The following is a 12,468-nucleotide window of genomic DNA, read 5'->3' on the forward strand; positions in this document are numbered from 1 at the left end:
CCATGACGCCAGCGGGATTTAATAAACCACTTTAAACCATCATCTAATATTTCCAACCTTCAAATTAAATAGAATATATTAACGGTCGTAGATCAACCTTTTAATTGACTAAAGCCTCACGATAGCAGACGATAATGGCCGTAGCACGCCTGCAAGCGCATTTTATAAATGTCCATAGATACAACACGTTACTGAAGTCGATACTCTCCAAAGCTCAGGCTAAGATCACAAGGTTGGCCGGATCGGATGGTCATCGGCTCGCGGCACGATACTGACCTTGCGCAGGCCCCCGGTCCCGCCGACCCCCTCGCGGTTGCCTCCACGACCTTGGCGCCTCGCTGCGCCCGCCGTCGTATCCGCCTAGGCAGGAGAGTTCTACAAAGGCGACGTTTTGCACCGTCATACCACCGCACACCAAATCGCCCTTCGAAGTACGACGTATGGAGATCAGCATGAATGCTCCAATCGAAATTCCGACCTTTGATATGGGATCTCAAATTCCCCGGATTATCCATCAAACATGCCCCTCGAAAAATCGGCTATCTGACGTCTTGGCAGACAATATCCAAGCCATCAAAGCCATGAACCCGGGTTGGGAATATCGACTGTACGACGATCGAGCGGTCGATACTTTTATCGTCAACTCTTATGGCGCAGAAATTAGTAATCTGTTCCGTAGGATCAATCCGCAGTACGGAGCAGCGCGAGCGGACCTTTTCCGCTATCTCCTCATGTACAAGCATGGAGGCGTCTATCTTGATATCAAAAGCACAACTCTCAAGCCCCTCGACAGCGTTATTCGACCGGACGACAAGTTCATTCTAGCGCATTGGCGTAATGAGCCTGGTGAGCCGTTCGCTGGTTGGGGCATGCAAAAAGAGTTTGGCTTTGACCGAAAACGGGAAGTGCAGCAGTGGCATATCATAACCGTGCCTGGCCATCCGTTTCTGAGGAGAGTGATTGAACAGGTCCTGAAAAACATTCAAAATTACCGATCGTGGGTACACGGCGTCGGAGGCAGGGGCGTCTGGAAAACAACAGGCCCTATAGCCTATACATTGGCTATTGAACCCCTCATGAGCACGAACAGTTACCGCATGGTTGCAAATGAGACTGAGTTGTCATTGCAATACAACATATATAACGAAGCCGGTCACTATAATCTCTTCAGCACCACGTATTATGGGTTACGTTCAGACCCCGTAGTCTCAATGGAAGGTTGGTGTTCGATGCCTATGCACCATATCTACGTTCAGGCGCGTAAGGTGTACCGCCACTTTGTCTTAGAGAACTTCCATAGAGAAATGAAAAACGGCTAGACAATAGAGTCTGCAGAGTCTGCGCAACCACGCAGCAATGTGAATCCCCAGATTCCCGGTGCTGGCTTCTTCGAGTATATTGCTCCGAACCGATCGGGTTGCACTGTATGGAACGCAGGAAGTGTATAGCAACTCGATTTGGTGAGCGGGCCTGCCACGGCCGCGACATAGCGTGAGCTAGCTCCTTGCATGGAATCCGCTCCCGGCGCGCCCATCCACCGCTCAGGACGGCCCCATCAACGATTCAGACCAGAGCCTGACCATAAAAACCTCTGTCATCGCAAAAACGGTGGATAAAGTAAATAAATCGAGCTATTAAATCGCAATGACTACTTTAAATGAATTAATCTTGACCCGAAACCTATCGAAAGTGGTGAGCGATCAGTCGCGCGGCGAGTTCTTCGCGGGACTCTTTGCCCTTGGCTGCTTAAGTGGGCTCGCGGCACGCGTCATCCAATCGATAAACAAGCTTGGGTGGGTGGAGGCCTTCTTTGAAACCTTCGAGGTAAGCGTACTTGTTTGGGTATCGTGTGCCGCGGGGGTATATCTCGTTCTTCAAGATCGAACGATTGGGATTCGTTCTTTCGAACTCGCCATAGGCGCAGCATTTGCATTTCTGGTCATTCTGCCAATCGGCGCTTTGAGCTGGCTCGCAGTAACGGCGTTAGGCTTCTACGTCATCATCTTCACCGAAAATCCGTCATCTCGGCGTGGTGCTTTCATATTGGTGGCAACCACCGTGCCTGTGCTCTGGAGCCGGCTGTTGTTTCAGTTCTTTGCCGACTTCATATTGCGGATGGATGCCTCGCTTGTCGGCTGGTTATTGCACACTCCCCGGACCGGAGACATCGTTGAGTTCGCCGACGGTTCGGGAGTTTTGGTCATCCTGCCAAGTTGTTCTTCGCTTGCAAACATGTCGCTTGCATTTCTCTGCTGGGTTACCGTGAGCCGATTGGTCGACCATAAGAGATCTACCCACGATGTGTTCTGGTGCTTACTGGCTTGCGCGTCGGTGATCGCGGTGAATGTTACGCGGATGAGTTTGATGGGCTTAAGCCAATGGCACTACGAAACATTCCATAGCGATTTGGGAGCTGCTGTTAGCAATATCCTCATGCTGGGCTTGATCCTCGGTTGCTGCCTGCTAGGGGTGAGGCGTGATTTTTTCCAGCGTATTTAAGGGAGCGCTTGCCGCCGCGCTCGCGCTAGCCATCGCATGGAAGATCGTGCTCCCGCCTGACTATCAAGGTCATCTAAAGGAAGACCTTGTTGAATTTCTTGAACGCAAGCACTTCAATGTGGTCACGACCTACGAGACCGGAACGCTGGTCATCCGCGCCACTACAGCATCATGCGAAATGCACGTCGCAAAGCTGACCCCCGATGGATCGAACGCGAACCTCATTCGGCATCTTACCGCAGGAGCGCAACGCTCGTTCGTCGTCTTTCGCGGCGAGCTGTATACGCAGCAACCGGTATTCTGGACCGTGCTAGATTATCTCTGGTCCAGATTTCTTCGCGAACTTCGTCTGACCAGAACCGTTTCGCCTGTCATCAACGTGGCGGAGAACTCGTCTTGCAACGCCGAACGACTTCCGTGGGGTGAGCTTCAAAGTCCCACCACGAGACTGGGTCGTGCGGATCCGTCGAAACACAATTCATGACTGTTTTTTGGAGATCCCTCAGGTCGGACGGATCGGCATCGCCCTTTTAGTCGTCGACCTCCCAAGGGAACAACTCAACGACTTCGCCGTGGTTGGCTCGGGCCAGCTTCGTAATGAGGAATGGAGCAAGCTTCTCCACTATGTTCTGCCGTTCAAGATTTATCTCACGACCGATCGCGTCAGAATACAATCGCAGCACGTGAACCGTCTCACGAGGTATCCTGCAAATGGCCTGACCGGATGGCACGGCTGCGGGAACCAAAAGGGCCCGTCCGTCCCACACAACCTCACCCCTCAACCAATCAATCATTGAGCCGGACAGCCTCAAAATCACCATAGCCGCGGTTAAAACAATAAATATTTTAAATATATATTCAAGTTTAAATTGTAAAATTAATATACATAAAATCGCGTCGCCCTCCATGAAGTGACTACTTGGCATGGGCGTTGCGGAATTGATTCGGCTAGTTTCGAGCGACGCGCAATGAGCGCGATCTCAGGCCACATCATCGGCCCGCCGGACCAGCGCGGTCCGGCGGACAAAAAGCATCAGTATCGATGGCCGAGCCACCGCGAACGGGCGGGTCACCCGCGCTATGATCGATGACCCACCACGCCGCCAGTTCGCGAATCTCAGCGTTCCTTGAATGCGCGCCCGGCCTGATCCCGCAACGGCTTGACCAGGTACGACAGCGCGGTTCGTGCCGGCGTCTTGATGAAGACATCGACCGGCATGCCCGGCACCACCTTGGCCGATCCGAGCCTTGCAAGCTCGTCCGCCTTGAGCAGGATGCGCGCCGTGTAATAGCTCCCGCCGGTCCGCTGGTCCTGCGTCAGGTCCGCCGACACCATACTAACCTCACCGTCGACTTCTGGCGTCGTCTTCTGATTGAACGCCGCAAATTGCATGGTCGCGGTCTGGCCAGCATACACCTGATCGATATCGCGCGGTGCGATCTTGACTTCGACCGCGAGGGCGTCCGCATCGGGCACGATGAGCATGATCTGCTCACCGGGCGCGATCACACCTCCTACGGTGTGAACCGAAAGCTGATGAACGCGGCCGGACTGCGGCGCGCGAATATCGATGCGGTTGAGCTGATCCACCGCCGCGGTCTTCCGCTCGGTGAGTTCAGAAAGCTTGGAGCGCGTTTCGATGAGATCCTTGCCAACCTCGGTTCGCAGGTCCTGATCGATCTGGATAATCTGAAGCTCGATTTCGGCGATCTTTCCCTTTGCCTGCGCCATCATGCCGCTCAACTGGCTACGCTCGCCTTCCAGCCGCGCGCTGTCGCGCTCGAGTGCGGTCAGGCGCGTGATCGGCACCAGGTTCTTTTGGAACAGCGTCCTGACGCCCTCGAGTTCCTGGCGGATATAGTCGACCTCCTTCTGCTTGGCCTCGGCCTGACCGGCATAACCTTTGATCTCATCCTGAAGCTGTGCCTTGCGTTCCTTGAGCTGCGCCTTTTGGCCGCTCCGGGACTGCCGGCGCAGATCGAACAAGGTGCGCTCCGCCGAGATCGCGCGCCCCGCCTCCAGTTTGCTGTCTCTCGCCCGTTCAAGCAGCGTCGGCGGAAATACGATCTGATCGGCGCCGTCGCGCTCCGTCTCAAGGCGCGCCTGGCGAGCGAGCAATTCGTCGAAACTCTTGGTGACGATCGTTGCATTCGCAAGCGTCTGGGTCTCGTCGAGGCGGATCAGAATATCTCCGGCTTTCACGCGGTCACCGTCGCGGACACGCAGTTCGCCGACAATGCCGCCGGTGGCGTGCTGGACCTTCTTCACGCTTGAATCCACCACGACGACGCCCTGGCCGATCACGGCGCCCGACAATTGCGACGTCGCAGCCCAGCCGCCAATACCGAAGGTGACGAAGCCGACCATGAACATGCCGACGATGATGTAGCGCTGGATGGAGTGCAGCGCCGGCGTTGCGACTTGGACTACTTGGCGATCCATCGTCCGCCTCCCTGCCCGTCTGCCACAACCCGGAGCGGAGCTGCTGGTCGCAGCACCTTGTTGAGCACCTCCTCTTTCGGCCCAAACGACTGAAGCCTTCCTTCGCCGATCACCAGGACATGGTCGACCGCTTCGAGCGCCTTCGGCCGGTGCGCAACCACCGCCACGATGCCACCGCGGCGGCGAACATTCAGGATCGCTTCCGTGAGCGCCTCTTCGCCTTCGGAATCGACGTTCGATGTCGGCTCATCAAGCACCACCAGGAAGGGATTGCCGTAGAGTGCCCGGGCGAGCCCGATGCGTTGCCGCTGACCGGCGGATAGGGCCATTCCGCCCTCGCCGACCTTGGTGGCATAGCCATCCGGGAGCGAGAGGATGAGATCATGCGCGCCGGCTGCCTGTGCGGCATCCAGCACCCCCTGGGATGTGGCCTGAAGGTCGAACCGCGCGATGTTGACGGCAATGCTGCCCTCAAACAGCTCGACGTCTTGCGGCAGATAGCCGATGTGCTTGCCCAGCGCGTCGGGCGACCATTGCTCCAGCGCCGCGTTGTCGAGCTTGATCTTGCCGCGCAGCCGCGGCCAGACGCCGACCAGGGCCCGAACCAGCGTCGACTTACCGGACCCACTGGGGCCGATAATTCCCACGCCCTCGCCGCCTTTCAACTGAAACGAGACATCTGAGAGGATCAGCTTCTCTGAATCCGGGGGCGCGACATAGAGCTGCTCCACGACGAGCGCCTCTTTGGGCGCAGGCAGTCCAAGCGGCGAAACTTCGTCGGGGAGGAGCTTCAGCAAGCGATCCAGCCGATGCGCCGACTGTCGGGCGCCAACGAATCCCTTCCAGTTCGCGATCGCCACCTCCACGGGCGCAAGCGCCCTCGCCGTCAGGATCGAGCCGGCGATGATGATGCCGGCGGTCGATTCCTGGTTGATGACGAGAACCGCACCGACCGCAAGAACAAGCGACTGCAGAAACGAGCGAAAGAACTTCGAGAGCCCGCCGAGCCCGCTCGCAACGTCGCTCGCCTGCTCATGCGCCGAGAGATACTTGCTGTTGACGTCCTGCCAGCGCAGCGCCGCCTGCCGCCTCATCCCCATCGCCTGCAGGACCTCGGCGTTTCGCCGCCCCTCGGCGGCGAGTGCGTTGCGCGCGACCCCGAGACGCGAGAAGGCCCTCGCCGGACCGCGCGTTCGGGTCTCCGTCAGGACTGTGACTCCGACCAGCACCAGCGCGCCCAACAGCGCGGTCACGCCGATCCAGAAATGGAACAGGAAGCAGATGCCAAGATAGATCGGCATCCAGGGCAAATCGAAGAGCGCGGTCGGCCCGCCTCCGGACAAGAAGCTGCGGACCTGATCGAGATCGCGCAATGGCTGCAGGCCGTCGCCATCACCGCGCGTCTTGAGCGGCAGGCGCACGACTGCATCGAACACACGAAGGCCGAGCCTTTCATCGAGGTAACGCCCGATCCGAACACTGATCCGGCTTCGGACGAGGTCGAGGCCGCTCTGGAACAGATAAAGCACCATCGCCAGCACCAACAACGCGACCAGCGTCGGGATGCTGCGACCGGGCAGCACCCGGTCATAAACCTGAAGCATGAAGAACGAGCCGGTGAGCATCAGCAGGTTGCTCAGGCCGCTGAAGGCGGCAAGGCTCCAGAATATCCGACGGCACGAACTCAGGAATGCCGATATCTCGGATTGCGGCTCATCGTAGAAGTCGGCAGGACGCGGCGGGCGGGCAAACAGCCGCGCTCGCACGATCTCGACCGAACGCTCGCCCAACCTGGTGAGCTCTCGCGACGATGATCGCGCCCGCTCTGCCAGAAGTCCTAAGGCGGCGATAAATATCGCCCATCGCGATACTTCCATCTCCTCAATATTTACCGACGGGGAGACATCTCCCCGCCGTCCAAGATTAGTCATGGCACGTGTCCCCTAACATGCGCCGTGGAGATTAATCTCCACGGCGCTGAATGTTCTTCGACTTATTGCGCCCCTTCGCTTACGCGAAATGGAAGTCGTGGCTCTGCAGTGCACCAAGCTTGGTGTTCTTCAGCGTGAGCGAGTCAGCTCCGTTCGCAATGACCACGTCCTGCCCGACCTGCGAAGCGTGGTTGAGAACGCTGGCAAAGTCACTGAACGCACTCTTGCTGAACTGGATCGTATCGTGCGAGGGCCCGGAAGCAGCGAAGTCCTTGATGACATCCTTACCGAAATTCGCAGCGAATACGAACGTGTCTGGATGACCCTTGCCGACGAACAAGTCGTTGCCCGATGTGCTCGTCAGCGTATTGCTGCCTGTCGAGCCAAGGATCGCGCTACCCGAACTGGCCGTTGTGTGACCGGCACTGTCGACCCCTACCGCTTTGAACGAGTGCACGGTGTTGGATACGGCAGACGTGCTCGTGAAGCTCCAGTTACCGTCGGCACCGGCACTCGTCGTCCCGATATACGCCTTGCCGTCGTACATCTTGACTTGGCTGAATGCATCAGCAGTGCCTTTCATCGTAACTACATTGCTCGAGCTCGTGGTGAGCGAACTGAAATTCACCGCTGAAGCTGGAGTGGTTGGGGTTGTCGGGGTCGTTGGCGTTGTCGGGGTTGTGCCCGGAACACCGATGGTGTGATCCCCGTTGAGATCCTGATGGAAAATAGTCTCATACGATTGGACCGTTGTGCTGTTGGCAGCAAGAGCAACGCCGTGGGTCGGGTAGAACTTGAAGTTGCCCTGACTATCCGTAGTCCAGAAGGTGAACTGCCCGCTTGAGTCTTTCCACGCAACATCGTAGCCGCCGCCATCCAGCTTGACTGAGCTGATTGGAATCCAGTCATCGAATTGGCCGGCTGTCACAGCGGCGCCGCTATATTTCAGCTCGGGGCCGGTAGCTCCGAGGAAATAATGGTTGTCGACCTGGACAAGGCCAGTCAATCCAGACGGTGTGGTCGATCCACCACCGATCACCGAATGGAAGGGCTGCGACGCGGCGCTGACATTGCCCGCAACGTCCGTTGCCTTCGCGGTGAGGTCGTGAGTGCCGTTCGACAGAGCGCTGGTGGTGACGCTCCAGCTCCCGTTCGTCCCCGCCGTGGCGGTACCGACGACATTCGACCCGTCATAGACCTTGACAGTGCTGCCAGCCTCGGCCGTTCCAGACAACTGCACGTGGTTGGTATCGACAACAGAGTTCGCCTTCAACGCCGGCGCGGTCGGCGCCGTGGTATCGATGGTGACGGCGAGCGCTGTGGACGTCGCGCTGGCTTTCCCGGACGAATCGGTGCCGGTGGCGGTCAAGCTGTGAGCACCGTCCTTCAGCGCCGCAGTCGTCAGGCTCCAGTTGCCGCTGGCGTCGGCCTTGATGGACCCGACCTGAGTGTTGCCATCGAACACCTTGACCGTGGCATTGGCCTGGGCGGTGCCCTTGAGCGTCAGCGTGTTGTCGTTGGTGATGTTGTCTCCGGCCTTGCCGCTGTCGTTCGAGAAGGAGACGATCTTCGGCGTCGCGGAAGGCTGCGTCGGCGGCGTCGTCGTCGGGCCACCGACCACCGGATCGACCACCTGCGAGGCAGCACTGACATTGCCGGCAACGTCCGTCGCCGTGGTCGTCAGCGTATGAGATCCGGTCGACATGGCGCTAGTGGTGATGCTCCAGGTACCATTCGCGGCCGTCGTCCCGGTACCGACCAGGTTCGTCCCCTCATAGACCTTGATCGTGCTGCCCGCCTCGGCGGTGCCGGACAACAGCACCTTGTTCGTGTCGACGACCGAATCGCTCTTCACGGCCGGGGCAGTCGGAGCAATATTGTCGACCGTCACCGTAAGCGCGGCAGAAGCGGCGCTGGTCTGGCCGCTCGTGTTGGTGGCCGTTGCCTTCAGCACGTGCTGGGCGTTGGTCAGCACCGACGTAATATACTCCCAACCCCCGCTCGCATTCGCAGTGGTCGTACCGATCTGCTTCGTGCCGTCGAAGATCTTGATGGTGCTATTTGCCGCGGCGGTCCCCTTCAACTGAAGCGTGTTGTCGCTGGTAATACCGTCGCCGACTTTTCCTGTGTCGTTCGAGTATGAAGCGATCACCGGCGCGTCCAGAGGGTTGCTCGGAGGCGTGCTCGGAGCGCCGCCGCCTTCCACCGGCAAAGGCGCCGGGATGAGATCGCCCGGAACGAGTTGACCATTCACGATCGTCGCGGTGCGTACGTTTTCCCACTGAGTGATGTGTATTTTCGCATTCACTTGCTGAAAGAGTAGCGGGCCACCACCAAAGGGTCCCACAAAATACACGTCCTTGAGAGCTACCGTGATATCTTGATCATCGGCGGCAATACGCAGTCCATACGGACCGCCCTCGAACATCACATTGTCCAGCGTGAGCGACCCGCCATAATTATCCGCAATCCAAATTCCAGCGGTCGCATTTGAGTTGTTGTGGGACACAATAGATGAATTTGTGACGGTGATATTCCCGCTGGCCCCGGGGGCATAGGCCTGAATACCATCGGCGTGATCGCCCGCCAGTCCGGTTGTTTCGATATACGAGTTATTGATGTTGAAGTCGCCGCCGGTCCCAACGCGCACGCCTTCCCTTGAATCAATGCGGACGGTGTCGAGGTTGAACGAGCCCGTGCCTCCGACCGACGCATCGCCGCTGGACATGTCGCTGATACTCTTATTCGAAAGCGTCCCGCCCTGTGCAACCGAAGCGCCATTGATATTAGTGACGCTGTTAAACATCGGGTCATTCCAGCTCAGCGGAATGGATACCATCTAGTTCTCTCCTAATAGTGCCTATCTAGTTTGTCCCAGGCACGCGCCCAATTTTGTCCCGAGCGACGATACCCCAAGTGCAGCTCTGCTAGCGCAGCGCCCGGGTATGCGTCTTGGTCGTTGGCAGAGGCTTTTTTGGGACGACATGACGGCCCACCCAAGGTGATTTCTTAGCTACCCTGGTCAAAGTCTCAGTGTGCTCGAAAAACCACAAGAAGAATAAATCCGGTGTTCTGAGCACCGCAACCATGGCCTCAAGATAAGGAGCGACAATTTCGGCGCAGTTAATTGGATTGCGAAAAAACGCCGGCTTTCTGGCAGTTCTGGTGCAGAGTAAATTTCGCATCAAGGCATTTAATAAGATCACGGCGTTTAATAGGACCCGATAGCTGCAAGAACGGTTTGTTTTTCGCGCGGCACTCGTTTCATAGTGCTGTAACGGCGAGCCTCAACATATGCTGGGGAATACTGGGAGCCCCCGAATCAGCCTGCCCCGTCAATATTATCTTGGGGACAAAAACGATTAAATAATCGAACCGTCGAGGATCGATGGATCTGCCATCAGATACCTGCGCTGAATACGCCCACCGGTTGGAAAATACAGATATTGAAACGAGCATTTCGCCCGCCAAAATCAAGAACATACTCGTGTCGATTTTCGGATCGATTGCCGTTGGGGCGGTATTGGAGGGGACAGTTGACATGCCGTCGCTCCCTCCGCCATCCGGGTAACCTCAAACCAATGGCGTGTGCTTGGATCTGATTGGGATCGGCGCGCCGATCAACCAAGCTGTTGCGGCCCAGGCGCGGCGTCCGGCCGCCCCGTCTTGCCCTTTGCGCCGTCCAGCAAGCCCACGAAAGCAACTCTTCCGGCCGACAAGGAGCCTTTGAGCATATATCGCGCTGCAAACAACAGCCCGACTCCGAAATGGCAGATCCAGCGCCATCCCGCAAAGCGCCGAGCATAGAGAATGCTGTTGCGAGCAGACAGATAGATCGAGAGATGCGAGCGCTTCTCGAGGGCAACGGCAGATCCGATGGTCGTTCCCCCAATGTGGCGAACGACAGCTTTGCTCGCGAAGCCAATGCGGTGCTTTCCCCGCCGGCGTCCCCAATCGAGGTCTTCCATATAGAGGAAATAGTCCTCGGCCATGAGACCGACGTCTTCGACGAACGCTCGCGTTACCAGAACACACGCGCCGCTTACGGCATCGATCCTGCCAAGGTCCTCGGCCGATGGTGCGCTACCCGCTGGCGCATTCCTTCCTACGGCGACGACGCGGCCCGTCACACGGGACCAATGCAATCCGTAGTTGATGACCTTGTCGGGGCTGTTGTCGAAAACCAGGCTTCCGCCAACCATGCCGAATCCCTCGGCAGACTTGGCAATTAATTCCGACAGGCTACGGCTATCCACTTCGGTATCGGGATTAAGGACAAGCACTGAACCCCAGTCGGGGACGCCGAGTAGTGGCTCTAGCCACGCGTTGACGCCGCCTCCGTAACCGAGATTTTCGGTCGCGAGCCCAACTCGGACGACATTCGCGCGATTCTGAAATCGGCATTTCGCCACTGAGACCAGTCGTTTCTGTGGCTGGTCAAGAGTGTCCGACGCATCGGAAATTCGTTGCAACGTTCGATCCGACCCCACGAGCGCAGCCAGTAATCTCCCGTAGGCTGTTTCCCCGCCATTTTCGCAAATGAAGACCTCAAAGTGATCCCAATCCGAACGAGCGAGTGACTTCAAGCAACGATCGACATCATCGGCATTGCAGTATGAGACGATGATGACAGCAAGTTTGACGCTAGCGGTCGACATAGCCCGGACACCTTCTCATTTGCTGTCGACGCTGACGAATGACCGTCGCCCACTAAAGACCTGCGCGTGTTCGAACGCAGCCTCCGACAGACCCAGTCCCAGAAATTCTCTGACGGCAACGCCAAAATGCACTAACCTACCAGCCACATATTCATCATGTTTCGGCCTATGGACAACCCCAATCCTAAGACAGATGCCCACCTATAGGTTCATCGGGCTGCGAGGTGCGATTAATGTCATCGGATGAAACAATGTCAGCGACGCCAACAGCAATCCAACGCCAACCCTCCGCGAGTCAGCGCCAGTACAGCGCCGCAGATGTGGAAGTGATAGACAACTATCTGAACAAGGTCGAGCAAGAGCAGATGTATGAGTTCTTGCAGGCTCCCGGTTGGGGCTACGGCGCGCGTTCACATATGGGCAACGACGCCAGCCGTTACTGGTTCAAGCACTTCGCCGGGTTCTGGGAGGTGCCAACCGCTGGGCTGGATCGACATACGCAGGCCGAGCAGGAGCTGAGCCAATACCCGCTGGTTGAGGCGATGTGGCAGAAAGTGCGCGGCCGGTCGCGGCTGCTGCGCTGCTACGCCAACGGTTATCCGTCCGGTGCCGAAGGCGGGGTGCACAAGGACTCGATCGGGCCCGAGCATTATACGCTGCTCTATTATCCACATCTGCATTGGCACCCGGACTGGGCGGGCGAGACGTTGTTCTTCAACGAAGGCGGAGATGATCTGCTGTGCGCAGTGTACCCCAAGCCGAACCGACTTGTGAAATTTCCCGGTTGGATCCCGCATGTGGCGCGCGGCATCTCGCGCCTGTGTCCGTTGTTGCGCATCACGCTGATGTTCAAAGTCTCATTGATAAATTAGCCGATTAGAACCAGCATCCTGGCAACGGCGAAACGGGTTGCAGGTGCAATGGGCGGCTGGATCGC

At 57.6% G+C, this 12,468-nt stretch carries 9 protein-coding genes; 4 read left to right on the forward strand and 5 right to left on the reverse strand.

All coding sequences use genetic code 11. The annotated features are described in order from the left end of the window. The first annotated feature begins 452 nt into the window (after window positions 1-452). From CWO89_RS00525 to CWO89_RS00535, 3 genes are all read left to right on the forward strand, one after another. Window positions 453-1,319: a glycosyltransferase family 32 protein gene (locus CWO89_RS00525; protein WP_245475608.1), complete on the forward strand. Its 867-nt coding sequence runs from the start codon at window positions 453-455 to the stop codon at window positions 1,317-1,319. A gap of 349 nt (window positions 1,320-1,668) precedes the next feature. Next, on the forward strand, window positions 1,669-2,499 hold the full coding sequence (locus tag CWO89_RS00530) for a hypothetical protein (protein WP_130576706.1): 831 nt from the start codon (window positions 1,669-1,671) through the stop codon (window positions 2,497-2,499). Beyond that, a complete protein-coding gene (locus tag CWO89_RS00535; RefSeq protein WP_130576708.1) occupies window positions 2,477-2,983 on the forward strand; it encodes a hypothetical protein in 507 nt (168 codons plus the stop codon). The genes CWO89_RS00530 and CWO89_RS00535 overlap by 23 nt, the downstream gene beginning before the upstream one ends. A 46-nt stretch (window positions 2,984-3,029) precedes the next feature. On the opposite strand, the gene CWO89_RS00540 is transcribed toward CWO89_RS00535, so the two are convergent. From CWO89_RS00540 to CWO89_RS00560, 5 genes are all read right to left on the reverse strand, one after another. Next, the gene (locus tag CWO89_RS00540; RefSeq protein WP_130576710.1) at window positions 3,030-3,407 is read right to left on the reverse strand and encodes a hypothetical protein; all 378 of its coding nucleotides are present in this window, start codon (window positions 3,405-3,407) and stop codon (window positions 3,030-3,032) included. A 209-nt stretch (window positions 3,408-3,616) separates the two neighbouring features. Beyond that, the gene (locus CWO89_RS00545; protein ID WP_130576712.1) at window positions 3,617-4,942 is read right to left on the reverse strand and encodes an HlyD family type I secretion periplasmic adaptor subunit; all 1,326 of its coding nucleotides are present in this window, start codon (window positions 4,940-4,942) and stop codon (window positions 3,617-3,619) included. Beyond that, the gene (locus CWO89_RS00550) at window positions 4,927-6,732 is read right to left on the reverse strand and encodes a type I secretion system permease/ATPase (protein WP_463698609.1); all 1,806 of its coding nucleotides are present in this window, start codon (window positions 6,730-6,732) and stop codon (window positions 4,927-4,929) included. Before CWO89_RS00550 ends, CWO89_RS00545 begins: the two co-directional genes overlap by 16 nt. A gap of 220 nt (window positions 6,733-6,952) precedes the next feature. After that, complete coding sequence (locus CWO89_RS00555; RefSeq protein ID WP_130576714.1) at window positions 6,953-9,712, reverse strand: Ig-like domain-containing protein; 2,760 nt, start codon at window positions 9,710-9,712, stop codon at window positions 6,953-6,955. Between the two features lie 781 nt (window positions 9,713-10,493). Beyond that, entirely contained in the window at window positions 10,494-11,531 is a 1,038-nt protein-coding gene (locus tag CWO89_RS00560; protein ID WP_130576716.1) for a glycosyltransferase family protein, read from the reverse strand. Window positions 11,532-11,782: 251 nt separating this feature from the next. On the opposite strand from CWO89_RS00560, the gene CWO89_RS00565 reads away from it, so the two are divergent. Further along, entirely contained in the window at window positions 11,783-12,403 is a 621-nt protein-coding gene (locus CWO89_RS00565; RefSeq protein WP_130576718.1) for a 2OG-Fe(II) oxygenase, read from the forward strand. The last annotated feature ends 65 nt before the right edge of the window (window positions 12,404-12,468 follow it).

The organism is Bradyrhizobium sp. Leo170 (genome assembly GCF_004296405.1).
In the GTDB taxonomy this organism is placed as follows: Bacteria; Pseudomonadota; Alphaproteobacteria; order Rhizobiales; family Xanthobacteraceae; genus Bradyrhizobium.